Source organism: Halomarina litorea (genome assembly GCF_024227715.1).
Taxonomy (GTDB): domain Archaea; phylum Halobacteriota; class Halobacteria; order Halobacteriales; family Haloarculaceae; genus Halomarina; species Halomarina litorea.
This window is the reverse complement of sequence record NZ_CP100448.1, coordinates 2478578-2503230: the sequence shown is the minus strand read 5'-3', so window position 1 is coordinate 2503230 and position 24653 is coordinate 2478578. Positions and strand designations below refer to the sequence as shown.

At 70.2% G+C, this 24653-nt stretch carries 28 protein-coding genes; 17 read left to right on the top strand and 11 right to left on the bottom strand.

From position 1 onward, the window contains the following. Positions 1 to 60 precede the first annotated feature (60 nt). Together NKG96_RS13870 and NKG96_RS13865 are read right to left on the bottom strand one after the other, a co-directional pair. Positions 61 to 1107 carry an FAD-dependent oxidoreductase gene (locus NKG96_RS13870; protein ID WP_254535574.1) on the bottom strand — a complete coding sequence of 349 codons (1047 nt, stop codon included), beginning with the start codon at positions 1105 to 1107 and terminating at the stop codon, positions 61 to 63. A gap of 64 nt (positions 1108 to 1171) precedes the next feature. Beyond that, complete coding sequence (locus tag NKG96_RS13865; protein ID WP_254535573.1) at positions 1172 to 2512, bottom strand: DUF92 domain-containing protein; 1341 nt, start codon at positions 2510 to 2512, stop codon at positions 1172 to 1174. A gap of 128 nt (positions 2513 to 2640) precedes the next feature. Between NKG96_RS13865 and NKG96_RS13860 the strand changes: the two genes are divergently transcribed. After that, positions 2641 to 3249 carry an undecaprenyl diphosphate synthase family protein gene (locus NKG96_RS13860; RefSeq protein WP_254535572.1) on the top strand — a complete coding sequence of 203 codons (609 nt, stop codon included), beginning with the start codon at positions 2641 to 2643 and terminating at the stop codon, positions 3247 to 3249. A 73-nt stretch (positions 3250 to 3322) separates the two neighbouring features. Here the strand turns inward: NKG96_RS13860 and uppS are convergent, their stop codons facing one another. Then, a complete protein-coding gene (gene uppS, locus NKG96_RS13855) occupies positions 3323 to 4246 on the bottom strand; it encodes a polyprenyl diphosphate synthase (RefSeq protein WP_254535571.1) in 924 nt (307 codons plus the stop codon). Between the two features lie 107 nt (positions 4247 to 4353). On the opposite strand from uppS, the gene NKG96_RS13850 reads away from it, so the two are divergent. The 9 genes from NKG96_RS13850 to NKG96_RS13810 all read left to right on the top strand — a co-directional run bounded on the left by NKG96_RS13850 (position 4354) and on the right by NKG96_RS13810 (position 11469). After that, positions 4354 to 4548 (top strand): cold-shock protein, encoded by a 195-nt coding sequence (locus NKG96_RS13850; protein WP_254535570.1) that lies wholly within the window; start codon positions 4354 to 4356, stop codon positions 4546 to 4548. A gap of 2 nt (positions 4549 to 4550) precedes the next feature. After that, entirely contained in the window at positions 4551 to 4745 is a 195-nt protein-coding gene (locus NKG96_RS13845) for a cold-shock protein (RefSeq protein WP_254535569.1), read from the top strand. Positions 4746 to 4829: 84 nt separating this feature from the next. Then, positions 4830 to 5273: a DUF5778 family protein gene (locus NKG96_RS13840; RefSeq protein ID WP_254535568.1), complete on the top strand. Its 444-nt coding sequence runs from the start codon at positions 4830 to 4832 to the stop codon at positions 5271 to 5273. Positions 5274 to 5403: 130 nt separating this feature from the next. After that, positions 5404 to 5763, top strand: a complete 360-nt coding sequence (locus tag NKG96_RS13835) for a DUF7344 domain-containing protein (RefSeq protein ID WP_254535567.1) — start codon at positions 5404 to 5406, stop codon at positions 5761 to 5763. A 69-nt stretch (positions 5764 to 5832) separates the two neighbouring features. Beyond that, the gene (gene ahbB / locus NKG96_RS13830; RefSeq protein ID WP_254535566.1) at positions 5833 to 6891 is read left to right on the top strand and encodes a siroheme decarboxylase subunit beta; all 1059 of its coding nucleotides are present in this window, start codon (positions 5833 to 5835) and stop codon (positions 6889 to 6891) included. A gap of 12 nt (positions 6892 to 6903) precedes the next feature. Next, positions 6904 to 7545 (top strand): precorrin-2 dehydrogenase/sirohydrochlorin ferrochelatase family protein, encoded by a 642-nt coding sequence (locus NKG96_RS13825; protein ID WP_254535565.1) that lies wholly within the window; start codon positions 6904 to 6906, stop codon positions 7543 to 7545. Then, entirely contained in the window at positions 7539 to 8888 is a 1350-nt protein-coding gene (gene hemA / locus NKG96_RS13820; RefSeq protein WP_254535564.1) for a glutamyl-tRNA reductase, read from the top strand. The genes NKG96_RS13825 and hemA overlap by 7 nt, the downstream gene beginning before the upstream one ends. Positions 8889 to 9084: 196 nt before the next feature. Continuing rightward, positions 9085 to 10146 carry a methyltransferase gene (locus NKG96_RS13815; RefSeq protein WP_254535563.1) on the top strand — a complete coding sequence of 354 codons (1062 nt, stop codon included), beginning with the start codon at positions 9085 to 9087 and terminating at the stop codon, positions 10144 to 10146. 69 nt (positions 10147 to 10215) lie between these two features. Further along, complete coding sequence (locus NKG96_RS13810) at positions 10216 to 11469, top strand: DNA double-strand break repair nuclease NurA (protein ID WP_254535562.1); 1254 nt, start codon at positions 10216 to 10218, stop codon at positions 11467 to 11469. A gap of 19 nt (positions 11470 to 11488) precedes the next feature. Here NKG96_RS13810 and NKG96_RS13805 read toward each other — a convergent pair whose 3' ends face one another. Beyond that, positions 11489 to 11830: a DUF7113 family protein gene (locus tag NKG96_RS13805; RefSeq protein WP_254535561.1), complete on the bottom strand. Its 342-nt coding sequence runs from the start codon at positions 11828 to 11830 to the stop codon at positions 11489 to 11491. 45 nt (positions 11831 to 11875) lie between these two features. Then, the gene (locus tag NKG96_RS13800) at positions 11876 to 12649 is read right to left on the bottom strand and encodes an inositol monophosphatase family protein (RefSeq protein WP_254535560.1); all 774 of its coding nucleotides are present in this window, start codon (positions 12647 to 12649) and stop codon (positions 11876 to 11878) included. Positions 12650 to 12742: 93 nt separating this feature from the next. Between NKG96_RS13800 and NKG96_RS13795 the strand changes: the two genes are divergently transcribed. The 5 genes from NKG96_RS13795 to NKG96_RS13775 all read left to right on the top strand — a co-directional run bounded on the left by NKG96_RS13795 (position 12743) and on the right by NKG96_RS13775 (position 17114). After that, positions 12743 to 14641, top strand: a complete 1899-nt coding sequence (locus NKG96_RS13795) for an ATP-binding protein (RefSeq protein WP_254535559.1) — start codon at positions 12743 to 12745, stop codon at positions 14639 to 14641. Positions 14642 to 14713: 72 nt separating this feature from the next. Then, positions 14714 to 15193: a universal stress protein gene (locus tag NKG96_RS13790; RefSeq protein ID WP_254535558.1), complete on the top strand. Its 480-nt coding sequence runs from the start codon at positions 14714 to 14716 to the stop codon at positions 15191 to 15193. Between the two features lie 71 nt (positions 15194 to 15264). Continuing rightward, a complete protein-coding gene (locus NKG96_RS13785; protein WP_254535557.1) occupies positions 15265 to 15681 on the top strand; it encodes a MoaD/ThiS family protein in 417 nt (138 codons plus the stop codon). Between the two features lie 60 nt (positions 15682 to 15741). Then, positions 15742 to 16365, top strand: coding sequence for a helix-turn-helix domain-containing protein (locus NKG96_RS13780; protein WP_254535556.1), 624 nt, complete (start codon positions 15742 to 15744; stop codon positions 16363 to 16365). Between the two features lie 74 nt (positions 16366 to 16439). Next, positions 16440 to 17114 carry a nitroreductase family protein gene (locus NKG96_RS13775; RefSeq protein ID WP_254535555.1) on the top strand — a complete coding sequence of 225 codons (675 nt, stop codon included), beginning with the start codon at positions 16440 to 16442 and terminating at the stop codon, positions 17112 to 17114. 10 nt (positions 17115 to 17124) lie between these two features. Here NKG96_RS13775 and NKG96_RS13770 read toward each other — a convergent pair whose 3' ends face one another. After that, complete coding sequence (locus NKG96_RS13770) at positions 17125 to 18057, bottom strand: DMT family transporter (protein ID WP_254535554.1); 933 nt, start codon at positions 18055 to 18057, stop codon at positions 17125 to 17127. A gap of 174 nt (positions 18058 to 18231) precedes the next feature. Here NKG96_RS13770 and NKG96_RS13765 point away from each other — a divergent pair, with 174 nt between their 5' ends. Beyond that, complete coding sequence (locus NKG96_RS13765) at positions 18232 to 18873, top strand: ribonuclease H family protein (RefSeq protein WP_254535553.1); 642 nt, start codon at positions 18232 to 18234, stop codon at positions 18871 to 18873. Here NKG96_RS13765 and NKG96_RS13760 read toward each other — a convergent pair whose 3' ends face one another. The 5 genes from NKG96_RS13760 to NKG96_RS13740 all read right to left on the bottom strand — a co-directional run bounded on the left by NKG96_RS13760 (position 18874) and on the right by NKG96_RS13740 (position 23152). Beyond that, entirely contained in the window at positions 18874 to 19146 is a 273-nt protein-coding gene (locus tag NKG96_RS13760) for a hypothetical protein (RefSeq protein ID WP_254535552.1), read from the bottom strand. A 36-nt stretch (positions 19147 to 19182) separates the two neighbouring features. Beyond that, complete coding sequence (locus NKG96_RS13755; protein ID WP_254535551.1) at positions 19183 to 20142, bottom strand: beta-ribofuranosylaminobenzene 5'-phosphate synthase family protein; 960 nt, start codon at positions 20140 to 20142, stop codon at positions 19183 to 19185. A 66-nt stretch (positions 20143 to 20208) separates the two neighbouring features. Continuing rightward, positions 20209 to 20904: a glycosyltransferase family 2 protein gene (locus NKG96_RS13750; RefSeq protein ID WP_254535550.1), complete on the bottom strand. Its 696-nt coding sequence runs from the start codon at positions 20902 to 20904 to the stop codon at positions 20209 to 20211. Positions 20905 to 20971: 67 nt separating this feature from the next. Continuing rightward, positions 20972 to 22081, bottom strand: coding sequence for an AI-2E family transporter (locus tag NKG96_RS13745; protein ID WP_254535549.1), 1110 nt, complete (start codon positions 22079 to 22081; stop codon positions 20972 to 20974). Positions 22082 to 22882: 801 nt separating this feature from the next. Continuing rightward, the gene (locus NKG96_RS13740; RefSeq protein ID WP_254535548.1) at positions 22883 to 23152 is read right to left on the bottom strand and encodes a DUF7520 family protein; all 270 of its coding nucleotides are present in this window, start codon (positions 23150 to 23152) and stop codon (positions 22883 to 22885) included. A 257-nt stretch (positions 23153 to 23409) separates the two neighbouring features. Between NKG96_RS13740 and NKG96_RS13735 the strand changes: the two genes are divergently transcribed. Further along, the gene (locus tag NKG96_RS13735) at positions 23410 to 24648 is read left to right on the top strand and encodes an MFS transporter (protein ID WP_254535547.1); all 1239 of its coding nucleotides are present in this window, start codon (positions 23410 to 23412) and stop codon (positions 24646 to 24648) included. Positions 24649 to 24653: the final 5 nt, after the last annotated feature.

Below are 24653 nucleotides of genomic sequence, written 5' to 3'. Positions count from 1 at the left end.
GACGGACTGAACTCGGGTCGGTCGTTCGAGACACCGTGGACGGCTCCGCGTCCGGTTCCGTCACCCGTACCCTTCCACGTGGACGTGGCGCCCCGAGACGCCGATGCTCTCGGCGACGTCAACGAGGCCGTAGGCCATCGCGCTGAGGCCGCAGGCGTACACCTCCATCGTCGACGGGTCGAGGCGGCGGTCCCGGTCGGCGACGGGGTCCATCGCCGCGAACTCCCGCAGTTCCACGGGGGCGTCGTCGGCGAGTTCGCTCTCGTCGACGTACTTCATCAGCGTGTGCTGGACGTAGTCCGTCTCCCCGTCCCACTTCGAGAGGTACTCCTCGCGGCTGAGCGTGGGCACGAAGTGGAAGTTCTCGCGCTCGGCGTCGTACTCGCGGAAGGCCTCGCGGTAGGGCAGGTCGTCCTCCCACGCACACCCGAGGAAGAGCCACACGTCGCGTTCCTCGTCCTCGAAGACGTCGCGGCCCTCCTCGAAGGTGTAGTCGATCATCGACTTGAACGGCGCGACGCCCGTCCCCGTCGCGAGGAAGACGATATCGCGCGAGGAGGGCGATTCGAGGAGGAACTCCCCGTTCGGGCCGCGAATCTCCAGTTCGTGGCCGGGGTCGGCGTCCACGAGCATCGGGGTCAGCGTCCCGTCGGGGACGTGCCGGATGGCGAGGGCGGTGTCCTCGGCGGTGGGCGAACTGGCGATGGAGTAGGGCCGTGAGACGTCCTCGTAGCGAACGGTGACGTACTGGCCGGGCTGGAACTCGAAGCCCCCCTCGGTCTCGAAGCGGAGGTCGACCAGCATGGGATAGGGCCGTTCGTCGCGGTCACGGAGGCTCTCGACCTTCCGCTCGAGCGTGCTGCCGGACGCCGGGTCGAGCGCCGCCTCAACCTGTGGCCAGTCGATGGGGTCCGGGCCCCACTCCCCCGATTCGAGCAGGTGGTCCTCGTCGTGAGCGTCGAGGAGCGTCGCGACGGCGTCCGCCACGTCGGCGTGGCGACGGCGGTCCATCGGTTCGACGCTCGTCACCCGTGCCGTCTCGGAGATGAGCGGGAGCGACTCGGCGGCCTCCTGTTGGTTGTGCGGCTTGACCTCGATGCCCTCCATGCCCGGAGACGCGCGTGCCTCCCACATGAGGACTAGCCCCGTTTCGCTTCGGACCGTCCCCGACTCAGACCACGACCAGTCCCGTCGCGACGGCGAGTGCGCCCCCGACGAACGCGGCGGCCGTCGTCGCGGCGAAGTTGACCCCCTTGTTGTCGACGTAGACGCCCTCGACGGTCGCACCGAGGAGGCTGTCGACGGTCATCCCGGCGACGCCGGCGGCGACGACGACCACGACGCCCAGCGGCGAGAGCGAGAAGGCGACGACGGCGATGACGGCGACGACGGCCGCCCCCGCGATGCCGGCGAGTTCCCCCTGCCACGTGACCCCGCCGTCGGTTCCGGGGGGCACCCGCTGGAGGGTTGTGATGAGGCGCGGGTCGTCGTAGAGGCCGCCGATTTCGCTGGAGAGGGTGTCGCTCATCGCGGCGGCGACGCTCCCGACGAACGCGAAGAGGAACAGCCGCGAGGGGAGACCGAGCATGGGGCTGGCGGCGGCGGCGACGAGGGCGACCAGCGCCGCCGCGCTGTTGGCGAGGACGTTTCCGCTGCCGCGCGCGCCCTCGTTGTCCTCGGCGATGCCGCGCTCGCGTTTCTCCTCGTAGCGGAACTTCGTGGAGAGGCCGCCCACCGCGAAGAAGGAAATGAGGACGGCGAACCAGCCGAAGTCGCCGAGCACGACGCTGAGGAGGGCGAGCAACACGCCCGCGAGCATCCCCGTCACCGACGCCGTCTCCAGCGCGTAGGAGACGTAGCCGAGGGCGACGCTCACCCCCACGCCCGCGAGCACCCCCGTCGCCGTCAGCTCCAGCGGGAGGGTGGTGAACAGCCAGAGGACGAGCGCCACGGAGGCCATCACCAGCGGGTCGTCGCGCTCGAACAGCATCGAGCGCAACAGCGCGGCCAGCAACGCGCCGCTGGCGGCGAGGAAGACCGCCTGCGGGGGGTCGAACGCGCCGCCCGAGAGCAAGGCGCTCGCGAACTGGGCGAGGACGCCCGCACCGAAGCCGGCGGCGGCGAACGCCGAGATGGCGAGAAAGCGGTCGCCGACCACGTCCAGCGTCCCCTTCTGGGCGAGGTCGCCGTACGCGAGGACGAACACGCTGGTGACGAACACCGCGACCGGCATCCCGAACCGGAGGGCCACGATGGCGAGGCCCGCGGCGGCGAGCGAGAAGCCCGCCAGCCCGTAGAGGCGGCCCTCCTCGAAGTCGCCGGGCCGGGCGAACACGTCGAAGAGGTAGCCCTCGTCGTCGGCGAGGAGGGCGTAGAGGGCGACCAGCGCGAAGGGGACGGCGGCGAGTGCGGCCTCGACTCGCGGCTCGAAGCGGCCCTCGAGCGGGGGGGCGACCAGCGCGAGGAGGGCGACGACGCCGAACGCGCCCGCGCGTCGGACCGTGATAGACACGTGCCCCGATACCTTCGATGACCACTTAATCCCCTCGGGACGCGTCTACGGCCGGTTCGGCAGCGTACTCGCCGCGTTCGGGGGACCCTCCCGTGAACCTTACGTTCCCCCGCCGAGGAGAGTGGCCCGTGGGACTGTACGACCGATACCTCGCGGCGCGCATCCGGCGGAGTTCGGCGGCCGCGCCGCGGACCATCGCGCTGGTCATCACCGAACGCGACCTGCTCGAACACGACGCCTATCGGCGACTGGAGTCGTTCCTCGGGTGGGCGTTCGACGGCGGCGCCGAGCGCGTGATGGTGTACGTCTCGGTGCTCGACGAGGCGGCCGTCCCGACGCTCCGGCGGACCCTCGCCGACCTCGACGCGCCCCGCCCGTTGGCGGTCCGCGGTCCGGACGACGAGGAACGCGCCGACGCGCCCGTGCAGGTCAGCATCGGCCTCGGCGGGAAGGCGGAGTTCGCCAACGCGGTCCGCTCGGTCACCGAGGCCGTCGAGTCCGGGGAGTTACGGAGCGAGGACATCGACGAGAGCCACATCGAGTCGGCGCTCGTCTTCCCGACGGCCCCCGACCTCGTCATCAAGACGGGGGCCGAACGCCTCTCCGATTTCATGATCTGGCAGTCGGTCTACTCGGAACTGTACTTCACCGACGTGAACTGGCGGGACTTCAGGAAACGGGACTACCTCCGGGCGGTGCGGGACTATCAGGACCGACAGCGCAGATTCGGGCGGTAGGTCGAAGGGACGGTCGAACGGAACGGTGTGGTGCTCGCAGATGCTCGCCTCACAGAAGTCCGGTCGAGAGCGGTCAGTCGGCCAGCAGTTCCGACTCCGCCTCCTCGCCCTCCGCCTCCACGTCGACTTCCAGTTCCGGCAGGTCGCCGACCTTCTCGGTGAGTCTGCGGACGAGCGGTCGGTCCGCGCCGACGGCGCTGGCGAGTGCGAGTGCGCGTTCGCTCCGGGTGCGCCGCCAGGACTCCTGTCTGGACTGGTAGGTGCGGATGGCCCGCAGGAAGTCCACGCGCGAGAACTCTGGCCAGTAGGGGGCACAGAAGAAGACGGCGGCCTCGTTGCCGTTGGCGTGCCACGGGAGGAAGTTCGAGGTGCGCTCGTCGCCCCCGGTGCGGATGATGAGGTCGACGGCGCGGGCGGGTCGTTCGGCGAGGCGGGCCTCGACGGCGGCCACGTCGATGTCGTCGCTGGCGAGGCGGCCGTCCTCGATGGCCCCCGCGAGGTCGCGGGCCGCCCCGAGCAGTTGCGCGCGGCCGCCGTAGGCCAGCGCGACGTTCAGGTACTGGCTGTCGTAGTCGGCGGTCCGGGTCTCGGCGTACTCGATGGCCTCGCGGACCCGGGCGGGGAGCAGGTCCAGTTGGCCGATGGCGCGGATGCGCACCTCGTCCTCGTGGACCTTCTCGTCGTCGGCGAACTGGTAGAGTTTGTCCTCGATGAGGTCGAACAGTTCCTCGCGCTCCTCGGGGGGGCGCTCGAAGTTCTCCGTCGAGAAGGCGTACAGCGTCAGTTCCTCGATGCCGAGTTCCGCACACCAGTCGAGCATCGCCTCCGTCGTCTCCGCGCCCGCGCGGTGGCCGACCGCCGTTCCCGCGCCCTTTCGGTCCGCGTAGCGCCGGTTGCCGTCCTGGATGACCGCGACGTGGGCGGGGACGCCACCGAGTTCCCGTTCGAGTACCCGCTCGTAGAGCCGACGTGCCAGTCGACGGACCCGCCGTACCATGCCCGGGGGGAATCAGTCCGAAGTCATAGGTCTTGCGTCATCGCTGATAGTCTCTCCCCGAGACGCCCGGAGGGTTTTAATACGGTCGCGACGAAGAGAGGATTGCAATGGCGACCGGTACGGTTGATTTCTTCAACGACACAGGCGGTTACGGGTTCATCAAGACCGATGAGTCCGACGACGACGTGTTCTTCCACATGGAGGACGTCGGTGGCCCCGACCTCGAGGAGGGCCAGGAAGTGGAGTTCGACATCGAGCAGGCCGACAAGGGCCCGCGTGCGAAGAACCTGAAGAGGCTCTGACGATGGCGAAAGGAAAAGTGGCGTTCTTCAACGACACTGGCGGTTACGGATTCATCGAGACCGACGAGGCCGACGACGACGTGTTCTTCCACATGGAAGACGTCGGCGGTCCGGACCTCGAAGAGGGGCAGGAGGTCGAGTTCGACATCGAACAGGCCGACAAGGGCCCTCGCGCCAAGAACCTCCAGCGCCTGTAACACGGCACCTGACGGTTCGAGTTTTTTCAGGCACCCGTCCACGGAGACCGTGAGGTGTATGTCCGCTCGTGGAGAGGCACCTACATGGACACGGTCGACAGCGACCTCTACGAACGGACCAGAGCGCTCCTCGAACCCGGTGACATCGAACTGAACGGCCTCATCGTCCACACCGAGTTCGGGGGCGACGACGAGGCGCGCCTCCACCAGACGACCCTCGACGTGGGCGACGTCATCGCCGACCACGCCGGGAAGGGCGAGACGTACGTCTACTCGGGCAACGACGACTCCCGGTTCGGCCTGAACCAGCATCAGGGCCTGACCCTGAAAGGGGACGAGTTCGTCTGGGAGTGCCAGCAACTCGTCCGCGACGGGACGTTCGACGTGGTGTTCTACTACGAGGCGGACGCCGACCAGGACGCCATCGTCGCGGACGTGGAGGCCCTCGACGCCCCACTGCGCGTGACGAGCGTCCTCGGCGATCACGACCGTGACGGCACCGAAGGTCCCGACGACCGCGACGACTGACGGGGCCACCGGCGAAACCGGCGCGGTCCGCGGCACTCGTCGCCCAACTCGGGTCGCCCGCGCCCGAACATGATGGTAAGTATTATTGTCCACCCCCCTGCAACGGAACGACAGCGGACGGTGACGTGACGTGAGTGAAACGCGGGAATCAGACGACGGGCGTGTATCGTTTACAGACCAGCGTCGGCCGACCGATCCGACGACCACCGACGAGGCGTTCGAACTGCTCGGCGACTACCGGCGTCGGCAGGTTGTCACGTGGCTTCAGGAGGCGGAGCGGCCGGTGGCCGTCGCCGAACTCGCGAGGGGTGTCACCCAGCACGGCGGCGACACCACCCGAGTCAGGCTGGAACTCGACCAGCACCACCTGCCGAAACTCGACGAGGCGCTCGTCGTCGAGTACGACCGCGAGGCCGGAACCGTCCACGCGGGCGAGCGTCTCGGCGACCTCTCCGAACTCGTCGAGGCGGCGCTCGGGGCGCTCGAGTAGCCCACCGCCTCGCGGGGGTGCGACCGAGCGAACGCGGCCCTTATGCCCCGGTGGCCCCGATCCCTCGCCATGAACACGACCGAGGGGCTGGACCGCATCGACCGGGCGATTCTCAACGCCTTCCAGGGCGGGTTCCCGGTCGTCGAGCGGCCCTTCGAGCCCGCGGCGGCGGCCCTGCGCGAACGCGGGGTGGACGTCACGAGTGAGGAACTCCTCGACCGGGTCAGGAGGATGGACGAGGAGGGCGTCCTCTCGCGGTTCGGCGCACTCGTCAACGCACAGGAGATCGGCGGGACCGCGACGCTCGTCGCCATGCACGCCCCCGAGGAGCGGTTCGACGAGGTCGCAGAGCAGGTCAACGCCCACCGCGAGGTGGCCCACAACTACGAGCGCGAACACCCGCACCTGAACATGTGGTTCGTCGTCTCGGTGGCCGACGAATCGGAGGTCGAACGCGTCCTCGCGGACATCGAGGCGGAGACGGGCCAGCCGACGTACAACCTCCCGAAGGTCCGGGAGTTCCGCGTGGAGGCGAAGTTCCTCCTCGACGGCCCCGTCCCGGAGGGGGACGTGGACCTCTCGGACCATGGGCCGGACGTCGAACCCACCGACGAGACGGCCCTCACGCCCGCCGAACGCGACCTGGTTCTGGAGATTCAAGGCGGCCTCCCGGTGACGGCGACGCCCTACGCGGACGTGGCGGCCGCAATCGGGCAGGACGTCGAGTGGGTCGTCCGCACGCTCAAGCGCTTCGACCGCGAGGGGAAGATACGCCGGGTGGGCGTCATCCCGAACCACTACGCGCTCGGGTACACGGAGAACGGGATGACGGTCTGGAACGTCCCCGACGAACTCGTCGAGGAGGTCGGCCCCGCGATAGCCTCGCTCGACTTCGTCACCCACTGCTACCAGCGCCCGCGCCACGAGGGGGTGTGGCCGTACAACTTCTTCGCGATGACCCACGGGCGCACCGAGGCCGAGTCCCGCGAACGCGTCGAGCAGGTCCGCGAGCGCATGAGCGAGTTCTGGGACGTGGGTGACGAGGACTGGGACACGCTGTTCTCGACGCGCATCCTGAAGAAGACGGGCATCCGACTGGACGAGCGCGCGAGCGCGAACACCCGGTGAGGGCGTGAGCGCGTGATTCCGCTCCTCCACGACCTCCGGGGCGAACGCGTCCTCGTCTTCGGCGGCGGGCCCGTCGGCGCGCGGCGGGCGCGGACGTTCGCCGAGGAGGCGGCCGTCGTCGTCGTCAGCCCCGCGTTCGCCGACCGGTCGTTCGGGGACGCTTCGCTCGTCCGTGCCCGCCCCGCCCCCGAGGACGTCGCGGGGTGGGTCGGCCGGGTCGCCCCGGCGCTGGTCGTCGCCGCGACGGACGACGAGGCGGTCAACGACGCCGCGGCGAGCGCCGCCCGCGAACGCGGTCTGCCGTACAACCGGGCGGACCGCTCGGGCGGGCGCGACCACCGGAACGTCGCGGTCCCCTCCATCGTCCGGGACGGCGACGTCGTGGTCGGCCTCTCGACGGGGTCGCCCGCCCTCACGAGGGAACTCAGGAAGCGCGTCGAAGGCGAGGTGGAGGGGGCCGGCGAGTTGGCGTCGCTCACGGCTCGGCTCCGCGAGGATTTGCGGGAGGAGTACGGCCCCGAGGAGCGGCGAGAAGCGCTTAGGGCGGTCGTCTCCTCCGAGCGTGTTTGGAAGGCTTTAGGTTCCGGAGACGCTAAGGCGAAGCAGATAGTGGTCGAAATCGTCTCAGCACAGCTCGGGGACTCTCCATGGTAGGCACCAGCGTCATCGGCGGGGTCAGCGTCGCACACGAGCACGCGGACCTCGACGCCATCGAGGCGGCCTGCGGCGAGGGGCAGACCGAGACTGTCCAGTCCCTCCTCAGGCGGACGGACGTCACGGAAGCGTTCGCCCTCCAGACGTGTAACCGCGCGGAGGCGTACGTCGTCACCGACACCGAGGAGACAGGTCGGGCGGCGCTCGACCCCCTCGTCGCGGCCGTCGACGACGACGCAGTCGAGTGGTTCGACCACGAGGCCTCGCTCAGACACCTCATGCGCGTCGCCTGCGGGCTGGAGTCGCTCGTCGTCGGCGAGGACCAGATCCTCGGCCAGCTCCGCGACGCCTACGCCACCGCCCGCGAGAACGGAGGCGTCGGGCCCATCCTCGACGACGCGCTCACGAAGGCGCTCCACGTCGGCGAGCGCGCCCGCACCGAGACGGCCATCAACGAGGGGGCCGTCTCGCTCGGGAGCGCCGCCGTCAGGCTCGCCGCCCGCCGACTCGACCTCGCGGACGCGACGGCGCTCGTCGTCGGAACGGGCGAGATGGGAACGCTCGCCGCCCGCGCCCTCGCCGAGGAGGTGGACTCGCTCGTCGTCGCCAACCGAACGCTCGCCCGCGCCGAACACGTCGCGGACACGCTCGTCTGTGAGGCGGAGGCGGAGACCACCGCCGTCGGCCTCGCCGCCCTCCCGACGGCACTGGAGACGGCGGACCTCGTCGTCACGGCGACCGGTGCCGACGGCGCCGTCATCGACGCCGACACCGTCGCCACTGCCGGCGAGACGCTCCTCATCGACCTCGCCCAGCCACGCGACGTGGCCCCGGGGACGGAGGACATGGCGGGCGTCACCGTCCGCGATCTGGACGCGCTCCAGTCGGTCACCGACGAGACGGCCGAACGCCGGGCCGCGGCCGCCCGCGAGGTGGAGGACATCGTCGACGCCGAGTTCGAGCACCTCCTCTCGCAGTACAAGCGAAAGCGCGCCGACGAGGTCATCGGCGCGATGTACGAGGGCGCGGAGGGCGTCAAGCGCCGCGAGGTGGCCCGCGCCGTCTCGCAACTGGAGGCCGCCGGCGACCTGACCGACGAACAGCGAGAGGTCGTCGAGTCGCTCGCGGACTCGCTGGTCGGGCAGTTGCTCGCCGCTCCCACGAAGAGCCTCCGGGACGCCGCCGAGCGTGACGACTGGTCGACCATCCAGACGGCCATCCGCCTGTTCGACCCCAACTCGAACGGCACCGGCCCGCTGATGGCCACCGGCGTCTCCCCCGAGGACATCCCCGACGCGCGCGAGAGGATGCCACAGGCCGTCCTCGAACAGCTAGACGACTGAGCGCTCGCCCGAGTCCGTCACCTCACTCCGCGCCCTCCGCTTTCCGCGCCGTCCACTTTCCGCGCCCTCTCCGGCACTGTCTCTCCGGCCAGCACAACGCTCAAACGCTGAGCCGTCGTCTAGACGGCGATTCGACAGAATCGAAGACCATGATGTTCCCCTTCCGAACCGCCTTGACGCGGGCGGGTGAGTGCTGATGCCGGTCGTCCCGAACACGGTAGAGCGCCTCGCGATGCTGCGCCTGAACCGCGGGCCGGGTCCCGTCCTCGACCTGGTGAGCGCCGGCGCCTTCCACGCGGCCGCCCTCGCGGTGGACATCGGCCTGTTCGACGCACTCGCGGACGGCCCCCGGTCGGCGAGCGCACTGGCCCGCGACCTCGGGGCCGACGAGGCCGGCCTGGACCGCCTGCTCGCGTTCCTCGACGCGGCCGGGTACGTCGCGGACCACGACGGGCGCTACCGGAACACCGACATGACGACCCGATGGCTCACGGACCGCGACCCGAACGGGACGGACATCGGCGACTACCTCCTCGCGTGGGAGCGCGCGGTCTTCCCGTTCTGGGCGGCCAACATCGAGACGGCGGTCCGCGAGGGGCGGCCCCTCCGGACCATCTACGAGTGGCTGGACGACGACCCAGAACTGGCCCGCGTCGTCCAGCGCGGCTTCCTCGCGGTGGGTCGACTGGTCGTCGAGGACGTAGTCGAGGCTGTCGAGTTGCCGGACGGTGCGACGCGTATTCTCGACGTGGGCGGCGGCCACGGCCTCTACAGCGCGGCGCTCTGTCGCGCCCATCCCGGACTGGAGGCAACGGTGTTCGACCGGCCCGACGTGGAACCCGTCACGGCGGAGGTACTGGCCGAGGAGGGGATGGCCCACCGCGTCTCGTTCGTCGGCGGCGACTACCTCGTCGACGACCTCGGGACGGGCTACGACGCCGCCCTCCTGTTCAACGTCGTCCACGCGCACACCCCCGAGGAGGTGCGCGCGCTTCTCGACCGCGTGGCGGGGTCGCTCCGGATGGGCGGCCTCGTCGCCGTCATCGACCAGTTCGAGGGGTCGGCGCGCACCCCGGCGTGGCACGCGGCGCTCCAGTTCGTCTCGCTCAACTACCTCGCGACCATCGGCGCGTCGATTCACGAGTACGCGGACCTCGCCGAGTGGCTCTCCGAGGCGGGGTTCGCGAACGTCCGCCGAGAGACGGTCGGGCCGGGGACGAGCATCGTCCTCGCGGAGCGGGTTCCCCACGCTGGGTGAGGGGACCCGTCTGCCGTCGCACGCGGGCACCCCGACGGCTTTTTCTCTCGCGGCGCGCCGAGTCGTACCATGACCCTCGACCCGGTGCACTTCGACGGCATCACGCGCCTCGCCGGGCGGATTCAGCAGGACGTGGACGCGAGCGACCACCGGGCGTTCGCGGAGACAGTCTGGGAGGGGTGGCTCTCCCCACTGCGCGACGGGGACGACGTCATCGTCGAACCCCTCGGCGAACGGCGCCGCCGGCGTATCGACATCGAGGGCGCCGCCCTGATGGAGTCGCCCTTCGAGACCCAGCACGGGCTGGACTCGGGGACGGTCAACCCGACGACGTTCAAGAACGGCGTCGTCCTCGACGTGGCGCAGGCCGCGATGAGCGCCGTCCCCTCCGACCTCGACCTCCACCGGGCGCGCACCGTCGTCGCCACCGTCCACACCAACGACGCCGCCGTCACCCTCAACGAGGACTGGACGATGTTCGACGAGGGGTACACCCGCGGGCGCATCCTCCACGCTCCCCGGGTGTCGCGATACGAGACGGCCGTGGTCCACGAACTCGCCCTCTACCTCGCCGAGAGCGAACACGCCCGCACGCAGGCCGAGGTGGTGGAGGACCTGCTGGTGATGGACGGCCCCATCTACCCGAAGGGGTTGCTCAACTGGGCGAACCGGGAACCGGAACTCGCGGACCTGCTGGCGGAGGACGAACGCCCGCGCGACGTCATCGAGAACTACGTCCGCCTCGTGGAGTCGTTCGTCTCGCGGGAGGTGCCCCTCGTGGGCTTCGTGAAGTCGCCCATCACGCGCGCCATCACCCGGACGGTGCGCAACGAACGCGGGAACGCGCCGTGGGTCAACGACGCCTCGTTCTTCTCGCAGGTGCTCGAACGCCGCGAGGAGCGCGAGGAGGGCTTCGAGCGCCTCACGAACGAGTTGACGTTCACGAACTGGTTCGTCTCGCGCGGCGGCGCGGACCGTGCGCTCTCGACGCTGGGTGACGCCTTCGGCATCGACCGTCGCCTCGACCCCGAGGCCTACGAGGTCACGTTCGCGGCCATCTACGACCCCCGGACTGACCTCGTCTACCGCGTCGAGGCCCCCGCCGTCTTCACCCGCGACGAGGACCTGCGCGAACGCCTCCTGATGCAACTCCTGCAGGGCGTCGCCGTCCAGCGCGGGCCGCCGCCCGCCGTCCAGAAGGCCGACGACCTCGCCCGAATCGGCCGGGCGGAGACCAGCGCCCTCCAGACGGCGCTCGAACGGACCTTCGACACGGAGCGCGACACGGACTACAACGACGAGCGCTGGGGCGTGATGGACTGAGAGTGGTCCCGTCGCTCGACTACTGCGTGCCCGGTTCGGTCTTGATGACCTCGATCTCCACGTCGGCCTCGCGGACGCCGACGCGAGCGAACTGCGTGCGGATGTGCTCTTTCGCCGCCTCGACGGCCTGCTCTCGGGTCTCGAAGCCGCGGGGCATCGGGGTGTCGAACGCGATGTTCACGTCCTTCCCGTCGATTCGCTGGACCTGACCGCCGCTGTCCACCTCGTAGAACTCGTCGCAGACCCAGACGTAGGGGGCGTCCTCGTCGGGCGCACCCTTGAACTCGGGGGCGCGTTCGCCACGCTCGTAGAGTGTCCCCGTGAGCGCGGTCCCCCCGCCGTGTCCGCGGATGAGTAGCATAGGGGAACTACGGCAGGAAGCCGTAAAAGGGTGCGCAAACGGGAACTACTGGTCCTCGCCACTGTCTGCCGCTTGCCAACACGAATCACACAGCGACTCGTTCGCGGCGAACACCCCCAGCGGGCCGTCCTCGCGGGCCACCGCGCCCGCCTCGCGCGCCAGCAGTTCCCCCGCGTACTGCTCCTCCCGGTCGGGGGAGAGGGAGACCATCGCGTCGATGCGCCCGCGGGCGAGCAACCCCCAGTGGACCGTCGGCGACCAGGACTCGACGACCCGCTTGCACCGGTCTTCGAGGGCCGTCCGTACCGCGTGCGCCCGTTCGGCGCGGTCCGGGTCCAGTTTCACCCCGTGGCCGACGACGAACCCGACGGTGGCCTCGCTCGGGGCGCGGTCGCTTCCCGTCTCGACCGTCTCGCCGTCGTACTCGACCCCTCCACCCCACCGGGCGACGTACAGGTCGTCCGCGACGGGCGCGTAGACGCTGGCGACGACTGGGTCGCCCGAATCGAGCACCGTGGCGGCCGAGGCGAACGAGGGCATCCCGGCGACGAAGTTGTTCGTCCCGTCGAGTGGGTCGACGATCCACCGGTAGTCGCCCTCGCCACCGCCTTCGCCGCGTTCCTCGCTGTAGACGGCGTGGTCGGGGAACGCCTCCTCGACGACGCCCAGCATCCGCTCCTCGCTGGCGCGGTCGGCGGCGGCTTTCACGTCGTGGGCGGAGAACTCGCCGTCGGCGTCGTTCGCGCGGAACCGTTCGCCGAGGTGGCGGCCGCCGGCGAGGGTCGCTCTGACGGCCGTGTGTTCGATGGTGGGGAGCACGACCCGAACTCCCCCTCGACCGACAAGTCGATTTCCCTTCGACGGAGAGCGCCCGAGGGAAACGGGTTTGCCCCTCCGGTCCGAGGACCGTCCATGACCGACCTCGGGGACTTCTCGAACTTCTCGCGGGAGCAGGCGGACGCGGACGAGGGGGCCGACGCCGACACCGTCGCCGAGACGGGCGCGGACGCCGGGACCGACGCCGCCGCCGACTCGACCACGAACAACGGCACGGGGTCGACCGACGACTTCGAACGCGTCTCCGTGGACGACGTGGGCCGCGACCGGGGCATCGGGACGCTCTCCGCATCGGCGGGCCTGATGGTCAGCGAGGACGAACGCGACACCTGCCTGAAGGCGTACGTCACCGTCTCCAACCGGACGGACGTGCGCATCGGGTCCTACCTCGTCGCGCAGTATCCCGACGGGGCGGCGGGAGCCGCCAATCAGGAGCGTACCAGCGGGCACGCGGACGGGGAGCGTCTGTTCTGTCGCATCACGGCGCTGGAGTACGCCCAGGAGTTCCAGTCCGACGACGCCACCGAGATTCACGCCCGGCGGGCCATGCGCTCGCGGGGCATCGACGAACAGGACTACAAGTTCATGGCGACGCTCGACCCCGTCGCGGTGCTGTACGAACAGGACGGCGAACTGCGACGGCGGATGACCGACCGCGTCCCGAAACCCGAGACGGTCGTCAGGCAGGCCACCGACGCCACGGAGATAAAGACGGGCCTGAAGATGCCCGAGGAGGGCGTCTTCCTCGGGCACCTCGCCGTCGGAGGCCAGAAAGTACGGACGGCGGCCGAACCGCCGACCATCGACTACCGCCTGAAGGACGACTACGACTCGGGCGACCCCCTCGTGTTCCGCCACACCCTCGTCGCGGGGGGCACCGGGTCGGGGAAGACCCACGCCGCGAAGAACGTCCTCCGGCAGTACCTCGGGCGGACCTACGAGATGAGCGACGGGCGCTCTCCCGCCACTGCCGTCGTGCAGTTCGACCCGCAGGACGAGTACGCCCAGATGCACGACGACAACCCGGACGTCACCGCGGAGGACGAGACTCGCTACGAGCGAGAGGGCATCAGACACGGCGGGTACGACGACACCGTCGCGTTCGTCCCGAAGGTGGGGGACGCGACGTACGCCGCCAGCCACCACCGCGCCCGACAGGTGGAGTTCACCGTCCCGTTCTCGATGGTCCGGGACAACCCGTGGCTGGTCGCGGGGTCGAGTCTCAACGACAACCAGTACGGCGCGCTGATGGAACTGCTCAACCGGTTCTTCCGCCAGCACGGGGATTCGGGCACCTACCGGGAGTTCACGTCGTTCCTCGACGACCCGGGCCTGAAGGAGGAACTCGACGAGTCCGGGCGGGTCCACGAGGCCACCTACGACGCCGTCAAGCGCCGCGTCTTCGGGTTCAACGACGTGTTCGACCAGGACGCACCCGCCCTCACCGACCAGATACACGAGTTCGTCCGGCCGGGCGGCCTCACGGTGGTCCCGACGTACCACATCAGCAGTGCGCGAGCGAAGGAGGCCGTCGTCCTCGCCGCCTCCAGCCTCCTCATCGACCAGAAACTGTCGAACGACCCGCGCTACGACCGCATCAAGGACACGCCACTCGTCGTCGGGATGGACGAGGCGCACAACTTCCTCACGGACGCCGAGAGCGTGCAGGCCCGCAAGGTCATCTCGAAGTTCACCGAGGCGGCCAAACAGGGCCGCAAGGAGCGTCTCGGTCTCTTCCTCATCACGCAGGACCCACAGGACATCGCGGACCCCGTCTTCAAGCAGGTGAACACCACCGTCGTCCTCAACCTCGGCGACGAGGACGCCATCCGGTCGGTGAACATCCCCGCGACGCTGGAGTCGAAGGTGCCCTACATGGAGAAGGGCCAGATGGTCGTCTACTCGCCGGACAACTCTGAACCCGTCGAGATCATCGGCCTCTCGAACTGCCTGACCCGCCACGGACGGGACTGACCCGCTCCCCGACACCACCGCTCCCTCGCCCCCGCCCGAACCGTTTTGCCTCGTCGTGACATACTGTGACACATGACGAACGTCCTCGTCCCGCACGACGGGTCCGAGCAGGCCGACCGGGCGCTCTCGCACGCCATGGAGGTGTTTCCCCACGCCCGCCTGACGCTCCTGACTGTCATCGACCCGGCGATGGGCTTTACGGGCCCGAACGCGCCGGGGACGGCGGAGGTGTGGTACGAGTCCGCCCAGAAGCGGGCGGCCGAGTGGCTCGAAGCCGCCCGCGAGACCGCCGAGGCCGACGGGATGAACGTCGAGACGGTCGTCGAGACGGGCCGCCCCGCCCGCGTCATCATCGAGTACGCCGAGACCCACCCCGTCGACCACGTCGTGATGGGGAGTCAGGGGCGCGAGGGCGTCTCGCGGCTCCTGCTCGGGAGCGTCGCGGAGACGGTGGTCCGGCGCTCGCCCGTTCCCGTCACCGTCGTGCGGTGTACGATGCCGGTGGACGAACGGCGGGTCGGCGAGACCGACCCCTCGCCCGCGAAGCAGTGAGGAGGGGGCCCCGCCCCGTCCCGAACCTGTTCGGGGTATCGTTCACTCCCGTAGAGCGCGGAGGGTGAGCTATGCGTACCGACACCCCGGCCCCGCCGACGGCGGCAGACGAGGAGGAGTCCGAACAGCAGACGACCGTCGAGGTGCGGGCGACGGGACACGTCCGCAGGGAACTGGGGACCGGACGGTCGACGTACACGTTCGAGGGGACGACGCTCCGAGAGTTCCTCGCGGCCTTCTTCGACGACCACGAGGGACTGGAGGACCTCCTCATCGCCGAGACGGAGGCGGAGGCGACCGCCCACGGGTGGGCGCGCGTCGCCGACCCTCCGGGTGTGTGGCGCAAGAACCCTGAAGGCGAACAGACGCGAGCCTACGCCCGTATCATGATAAACGGGCGGTTCAACGAGCATCTCGGCGGGTTCGACGCCGAACTGACCGACGGCGACCGAGTCGCGCTGGTCTACCCGTTCATGTTCTGTTGCTGACCGGGCGTGTCGAGCGAGCGCGCGCCGGGAACTAAGTCGCTACCTCCCGACGGAGGAGGTATGCCACGGGCCCGGCTCCGTGTCGACCTCTCACCCGATACGTGGGTCCACGCCGTCTCGACGGCCCACCCCGAGGCGACGCTCCGTGTCCTCGCGGCCCTCTCCGAGGGGCGGACGGGCGTCGGGTTGCTCGACGTTCTCGGCGTCACGGACGCCCTCCTCGACGCGATGCGCGACCAGCGGGGGGTGACCGCACTCGACGTCCTCGCTCGCGACGACGAGCGCGCACTCCTGCGGTTCGAGACGTCCCAACCGCTCCTCCTCCAGTCCGCTCACGCCTCGGGCGTCCCCCTCGAACTCCCGGTGACGGTCCGTGACGGGACGGCGACGCTCCGAGTGACCGCCCCGCGCGAACGACTGCGCGCCCTCCGCGACCAGTTCGAACGGGACGGACTCGCGCCGCGGGTCGAGGCCGTCTCGCCGTCGACGCCGGACGGGTCGGTCCTGACCGACCGCCAGCGGGAGATTCTCGAACGGGCCGTCGAACTGGGCTACTACGAGACCCCCCGTCGCGTGACGCTCTCGGACCTCGCTGCCGACCTCGGCGTCGCCAAGTCCACGCTCAGCGAGACGCTCCACCGCGCCGAGAGCACCCTCGTCCGCCGGCACCTCGACGTCAGGTAGGCGGTAGCACACCCCTCTCGGAAGCGTTCGCCGGTGGTCCCGGGTTCATCCGTCTCGCGGCCCTCCTCCCGGGTATGGCAACGTCACAGTCGGAGATGGACGAGACGCGCCCCGACGAGTTCGAGACGGTCGTCCGCGACCGACGGTCGGTCCACGACTACAGCGACGAGGACGTGAGCGAGGAGACCCTGCGCGAGGTGTTCGACCTCGTCCGGTACACCCCTTCGGGGTACAACCTCCAGCCGTGGGAGTTCGTCGTCCTGACCGACGAGGACGACCGGGCGGCCCTCCAGGAGTGCGCCGGCGGACAGGAACACGTCACCGACGCGCCCGTCGCCGTCGTCGTCCTCGGCAACAAGGACCCGGCGGCGCACGCCGACCGCGTCTTCGACGACTGGCTGGACAAGGGCTACCTCCCCGACGAGGAGACCCGTGACGGCCTCGTCGACACCATCGAGGGCTGGCGCGACCGCTCGGAGGAACAGAACACGCTCTGGACGACGCGCTCGACCTCACTAGCCGCGATGACGCTCATGCACGCCGCCCGGAGCAAGGGCCTCTCGACGTGCCCGATGGAGGGATTCGACGACGGCGCTGTCCGCGACACGTTCGACGTCCCCGAGCAGTTCGAACCCGTCATGCTGGTGACGATGGGCTACGCCGCCGAGGACGCCAACGACCGGGAGAACGAGCGGAAGTTCCGCCGCTCGGTCGACGAGATAACCCACTTCGGCGGCTTCGAGCAGTAAGCAGCCCCGGCTAGTCGTCGCCGGGCACCCCTCGCGTCCGCAACGACCGCACCTCCGTCCTGATGGCCTCCCACTTGATGAGGACGAACCCCGCGACAATGACGAGGAACCCCCCCGCAGTGGCCGCGTCGATGACCTCGCCCAGCAGGGCGAACCCGACGACGGCGGCGACGATTGGCGCGACGTACGAGACGAGGTTGATCTCGATGGGGCCGAGGCGGTCCAGCAGGCGGAAGTAGACGAGGAAGCCGAGGGCACTCGCCACCAGCGAGAGGTAGGCGACCGACGCCAGCAGCCCGGGGGTGAGGTCGAGACCCGCCGCCGACTCCCCGAGGCCGAGACTGAGGCCGTGCATCAGGAGCGCACCGGCGAGCATCGACCACGCTTCCAGCGACTCGATGGCGATGCCCGAGTCGATGCGGCGGTTGAGGACGCTCCCGAGGGCGAACGAGAGCGCCGCCCCGAAGACGAGACCCTTCGCCACCACGTCGGCCGTCAGCAGGTCGTTCGGGTCCGGCCTGACGAGGAGGCCGACGCCGACGAGACCGAGGAGGAGGCCGAGAACGCCCAGCACGCTCAACCGCTCGCGGGGCAGGACCGCCCGCGCGATGGCCGTCGTCAGGACGGGCGACAGCGAGACGATGACGGCGGCGGCGGCACTCGTCGTGTTCCCCTCGCCGACGAAGAGGAGGGCGTGGTAGCCCGCGATGATGAACACCGCGCTCACCGCGACATCCGCGAGTTCTCGTCGGGTACGGGGGAACGGGTCGTCGAGGACGGAGAACGCGTAGGCGAGCATCAGGAGGCCCGCGACGTCGTACCTGACGGCGGCGAACAGCACCGGCGGGAACCCGTAGTCGAGACCGGCCTTGATTGCGACGAACGCGGATCCCCACATGACCGCGAGCGCGAGAAACAACAGCAGGTTCCGGTGGCGTGACACGGTGGGGGTGGTGTCGCGCCGCGCCTCAAGGTTGCGGTGTCGTCGTGTGTGGCTCGGTACCGAGTGGACCGCTGCGGGCCGCGATTGTGGCCTATCGAGCACTCCCAGGGAAATTTCGGCGTGGAACGCACACTCCGCCCGCAGATTTAAGTCCGATGGGGGGAAGATATCGATATGGCCGCATACGGCCGGCCGACCCTGCGAGACCTGTTCGACGAGTCCCCGACGCCGCACATCGCGCACCCGCCGCGCACCCACCACCGAGACTACTACATCGCGAGCGACGGCTCGTTCCGCGAGTCCGGCACCGGTGGCCTCGGCGTCGTCATCGAGACGCGCGACGGTGAGACCGTCGCGCGGCGCTCACTCCCCGACAGCGTCCCGGACAACAACGTCGCGGAGTACCGGGCACTCCACCTCGGACTCGACCTCCTCGCCGCGCGCGCGCCGCCGACCGCCCGCGTCGGCGTCCTCATCGATCACGACGACCTGGCGGCGAACGTCAACCGCGCCGCCATCGCCGCGCGCCAACCCGCCCTCGGCCCGCCCCACCCCTATCGCGTTCCACACACCTCCCGGAACCACTGGCGGGGGATCCGCGCCCGCATCTCCGGGTTCAACGAACTCAGGGCGGCGCGCATCGACAGCGCCGAGAACCCGGCGCACTGTCTCGCCAACGCTCCCGACCAGTACTCGTTCGTCAACCGCGAACCGGACCGCTGCGTGCTCCCGCCGCTCGGCGTCGAGGAGCGCAACCCCCAGTACCCGCCGCCGTCGCGGGCGAACCGCCACAGCGCGGGCAACGCGAGCGACTGACTACCCCAGTCGCTCGGCCACGAACGCCCGCAGGCGGTCGGACTCGGGGCCTCCCTCGGTTAGCCGTGCCGCGGCGACCGGGAGTTCCCACGCGCGTACCTGTCTCGTCGTCACCACCGTCAGGCGACAGTACTCGGAGAGATACCACCGGCGGAACGCTCGCCGGAGGGCCGCCGCCGCGACACTCGGGTCGCCCCCGACCCGGAGCAGGAGGCTCGTCCGGGCGAACACGTCCGCGATGTGGCCGCGTACGAGTGGCCGGTCGGTTCGCATGCTCCTTCGGTGGCCTCCGACCGGAAAACCGTTCGCTCACTCCACGACGCGCGCCCCGGCGTTCCGGGGTGCGACGACGCTGACCTCGCCGGCGACGCCGACGGTGTCGAGGGCGTCCTCGGCCGCCTCGCGCGCCGCCGCGGCGTCCCGTTCGTCGGTGACGCCGTACACCGTCGGCCCCCACGAGGACTGCCCGACGCCCGAGACGACGCGCGCGCCCCGGAGCGTCTCGATGAGTTCGCCCGCCGGGGGGCGGTAGACGCCGCCCTGTTCGTCGGCGTACCACGCTCCGTTGAGGCGGCCGAACTCGCCGACCGCGGCCCCGAAGCGCTCCCGGTCGCCCGTCGCGACGGCGGGGAGCACCCCGCGCAGGAGGAGCGCCGCCGCCTCGTCGGCGATGGCGGGGTCCGCGCGTTCGACCACCGCCCGCATGCTCTCGTCCTCGTCGTCCCCGTGTTTCCCCGTTCCCTCCGGGACGACGAGGAGGAACCGCCAGTCGGCGGGCACGTCGTGACGTGCGAGGACGGGCGGAACCGTCCACTCGCCTTTCGGGGGCGGTGCCGTGGTGAACCGCTCGGTGGGGTGGCCTGCGTCGACGACGAACCCTCCCGACTCGAAGCCCGCGACGCCGACGCCGCTCCGTCCACCCCGTCCGAGTGCGGGTGCGCGCTCGCGGACGCACGGGTCATAGTCGTAGGCGCGAGCGACGGCGGCGAGCGTCGTCAGCGCGTGCTGGGTGCCGCTCCCGAGGCCGACGTGCCGGGGGAGGCCCGCGACGAGGCGGACGCGGACGCCCGGCAGGTCGAGGAGGTCCACGGCGCGCGCCGCGGTCTCGCGCAGTTCCGGGTCGGCGTCGAGTTCGTCCGAGGGGGTCGCCTCCACGACCACCCGCGGCTCGGCGAGCGTGACCCCGACGCCCCCGTAGAGGCGTTCGTGGGCCAGCGAGAGGTTCTGGAAGCCGAAGTGCACGCGGGCACCCGTCTCGACGCGGACCATCTACGAGAGGGTTCAGCGGGGCCGTACAAGCGGGTTTCGCCACCGGAGAGACGTGCCTGTGTGGGGTTACCAGTCGCGGAAGTAGCCCTCGCCGGGGTCCTTCCCGCGGGCGTAGCGGGCGTAGCCGAGCGCGTAGGTGAGAAAGAGACCGAGGTAGCCCTCCTCCCGCTGGCGGCGGACGGACGTCTCGACCCACGCGTGGCGGTCGTACACCACGTCGCCGTACGCGCGCATCCGCAGCGAGCAGTCGGTGTCCTCCATGAACGGCAGGTCCTCGTCGAACCCGCCCGCGTCGAGGAACGCCTCCCGGCGGTACGAGCAGTTGTTCCCGCTGGCCTGGACGAAGCCCGCAGGCCACGAGACGCGGTACCACCAGTCCGAGAGCACCCGGAACAGCACCTCGTCGGTCCAGTCGCCGTCGAGGGCGCGGAGCGGGCCGCCGACGCCGACCACGCCCCGGTCGTGGTAGTGCGCGCGGTGGCGGGCGACCCACCCCGGGCCGACGACGGTGTCGGCGTCGGTGAAACAGACCACCTCGCACTCCGTCGCGCGTGCGCCCCGGTTGCGGGCGGCGGCGGGGCCGTCCTCGCGGTCGTCGCGCAGGACGCGGTCAGCGGCGGAGTGCGCGCGGGCGACGTCCTCGGTCCCGTCGTCGCCCCCGACGACGACGACCACCTCGGCGTCCTGCCCGGCGAGGGCGGAGAGCGCGCGCTCGATGCCCTCGCGCTCGTTGTACGCCGGGACGACGACGGCCGCATCCATGTCCGAGCGCACCCGGAGCGGGGGCAAAACGCTGGTGATTCGCGAGCGAGTCGCGGGCCCGAAGGACTCACTCGTCGGGGACGGGGTCGGACCCGGCGTCCCGCGCCGCGGTGGGTCGCGCGTGGACGTCCTCGCCGCGCAGGAGGTCGGAGACGACGTACCGGGCGAAGTGGAACGCGGCCACGACCAGCAGCGGCCCGAGGAAGATGCCGTACCAGCCGAACAGGAGCGGGCCGCCGATGTACGCGAACAGCATCAGCCCCCGGTGGAGGGTCCGCCCGGCGATGTACGGCAGGACGAACGTGAGCGGGATGAGGTCGAGGAGGAGGAACGCGCCGACGGTGAACGCGACGGGGTAGACGAGGAGGCTCTCGGGCGCGCGGAGCGCGTTGGCGAACAGGAACACCGCGATGGGGACGTAGACGATCTTCCCGACGACGATGGGGACGATGCTGGCGACGCCCGTCAGCACGCCGAGGACGATGGGAAGCGGGATGCCGACGGTGCTCGGCGCGAGGGCGTTGTAGAGCGTGTAGCCGACGACGGAGAGGACGGCGACCACCGTCATCAGGAGGATGTTGCTGAAGTAGACGGAGCTGAGGTCCTCGTCGACGGCCGCCACGTAGGCGTGGGCCGTGCTCTCCCCGCCGACCGACTCGCGGAACCAGTTCGCGATTCGCTCGTCGTCGCGCAGCAGGTAGTAGACCAGCGTCACCATCAGGAAGAAGTGGATGAGGGCGGTCCCGATGGACCCGAGGACGCCGAGCGCCTGCGAGACGACGCTCGGGACGCCCCCCTCCCGGAGTCGCTGGAGTATCTGGCGGGGGCTCTGGAGGAGTTCCGAGAGGTCCGAGAGCCGTTCGGGGTTCACGTAGGGCTGGAGGACGGTCGGGTCGAGGGTGCTGACCTGCTGGATGCCGACGGCGAGGACGTACCCGACGAGCGCGAGCAACGGGAGGACGACCACCACCATCGTCAGCGCCGCCGCGCGCCCCGACGACGAGACGTACCCCTCGAGTCGCCGGTTGACCGGGCGCACCGCGTAGTAGAGGAAGAGACCGGTGGCGAGCGTGCCGACGAAGACGTAGCCGACGAAGAGGAGGAGGAAGACGAACGCGACGACGGCCGCCCACCACGCCCGTCGCCGCCGGTCGCTCGGGAGGAGTGGCGACATCATCGACCCCCGTCCGCCCGGGCCGAGGGTGTCGACGGTCGAGTGGGTACTCGTTGGTGGTCCATACAGGGGCGACTCGCCCACCGTACTTCAGTCCGGGGCCTCTCCCTCGCGGGTCGAGACGTGGCAGTCGCTTCGGAGGTGTCGACTCGGATGCAGGCGACGTGGGGTGGTGGGCCCCACCGCCGTCCGCCACAGGTGGTAGTTCCCGACTTCGTCGGGGGCGTGCCCCCTCGCTCGCGTACTGAGAGGCAGCCACCTGTACAGAGCACTCTCTGTATGTTAGTTCGTGACGGGTTACAGCGAGAATTTCACGTATGGGTGACGTTTGCACGCTCGGGTCGCTCGCACGAAACAGTTGCTCGCGGTGTCCGAAACGCCCCGAAGCGGCGATGTGACGCGAAATCTCCTCGTGATGGGTCGCCGGACGCTGTAAGGCCCTCCTTAGCCCGCCGCGTCCCCGGCGTCTGCCGGGTGTCGACCGTGAGGTTCGGCCGGCGGGCGTCCGCGGACGCCGTCCCGCGGACGAAACCGGCCGGGGACCGGGGGCGCGCCGCGACCCGGATAGGTACCATCGGTGTTGCACCCATGGGGTGAACTATACCTGTCGGGCGCTTCGACTCGGCCGAATCCGGTCGCGCGGCCGGTCTTCCCCCTCTCGCCGGCCGCGCCCTACACCGGATTCGACCGTCGATTCGCAGGTTCTCGACGGTCCGTGGCGCGGGCCACTCCCCCTCCCCGGCCCGTGTCTCAGTCCACACGCCGCGAGCGACTGCACCCCTCGCCTCCGGGAGTGGAGTGCCGTCAGCGGGCGTCGGTGTCGAACCGGGAGACGACGTGGACGAGCGCGAAGAGCACGCCCAGTGCGGCCGCCGTCGCGAGCGCGCCGTAGGTCGCGAACCCGCTCGGGGTCGGACTGAACAGCGTGGTCCCGGCGAGTTCGATCTGGCCGAACACGCCCGGCGCGACGAGGCCGATGACGTACCCGAACACGGCACCGATGACGACGGCGACGACGGCGATGACGAGCAGTATCTTTCGCCCGGAGCGCCGTTCGTTCGGTCGGCTCACCATGGACTGGCTAGGGACGCCATCGGTATGACCGCTTCGTTACGCGGGACAGGGCGGTGCTCGCGCCGCCGTGACTCGAACGGAACTCTCCGAGTGCGCATGTGGTCACCACAGTCGGGACACAGATTCGGGGTCGAATCCCCGACGGCGTGTCCATCGCCGAACCTGTCGGCGTATCCCGTCGGGTTCCGAACCGGGAGTCGATGGACACGGCAAACTGTTTCGTACTGCGCGGTCAGGTTTGCGCTACCGACTGAAGGATGTCTGAACGGATACCCGGAGACGACCGACCGAGACGGTCCCCGAGCATCGGCGAATCGAGGGGGACGGCGCGATGGGGGCTCGTCGTCGGGGCGAGTCTGATATCGACCGGACTCGCCGCCTACGAGATCGCCCCAGCGAGCGTGACGACGGTCATCAGTGACTCGCTGGGCATCAGCGCGACTGCAGCGGGCCTCCTCGTCGGCGTGATGTTCGGAACCGCGGTGGTCACGAGCCTCCCTGCCGGCGCGGTGCTCGACCGAGCGAGCACGCGCGGTTCGATGGCTGCCGCCGTTCTCACGCTGTTCGTCGCGGGCCTCTGGGGCTGGCAGGCCGGGCGGAACGGCGACTACTGGGGGGTCATCGCGTCGCGAGCGGTCGGCGGCATCGCGTACGTCGTCGTCTGGAACGCGGGCATCGACATCGTGAGCCGAGCCGTGGACGCTTCGACGCGGGCGACCGCCGTCGGGATATTCACCGCCAGCGGACCCATCGGGTTCGCACTCGGGCAGGGGGCCGGGCCGCTGATCACGGCCCGGTTCGGCTGGCCGGCCATCTTCCTCGCGTTCAACGGTCTCGCGCTGGTCGGACTGGTCCTGTTCTGGCCGACGAGTCGGGGCCTCGGACACAGCGAGGGCAGCGCACCGACGCTCGGGGAGTTCGGGGACGTCCTGCGGAACCGGGACGTCTGGCTCGTCGGCGGTCTGGGCTTCCTCGGGTACTCGCTGTACCTGTTCGTCAACAGCTGGGGATCGGCGTACCTCACCAACGAGGTCGGCCTCTCGCTGAGCCTCAGTGGGCTACTCGTCGCGCTGTTCCCCGCCGTCGGAATCCTGTCACGGGTCAGCAGTGGAGCGCTCTCCGACCGCCTGTTCGACGGGCGGCGGCGGCCGGTCGTCCTCGGGTCGTTCCTCGTCGCGGCTCCCGTAGTGGCTGCCCTCCCCCGGTTTCGGTCGGTCGCCCTGCTCGTCGGGATGCTCCTCCTCGCGGGGTTCGCAGTCCAGCTCACGCTCGGGCTGTCGTTCACGTATGTCCGGGAGTTGGTGGACCCGCGCGTCGCGGCGACGGCTGTCGCGTTCCAGACGAGCGTCGGACTCTCCGGAGCGTTCCTCGCGCCGATCGCCGGCGGGGCCCTCGTGGAGGCGACGGGGTTCGACGCGGCGTTTCTCGCGGCGGGACTCCTCGCAGCGTGTGGCGTGGCGCTCGCGTGGAGAGCACCCGAACCGGCGACCTGGTAGCCATG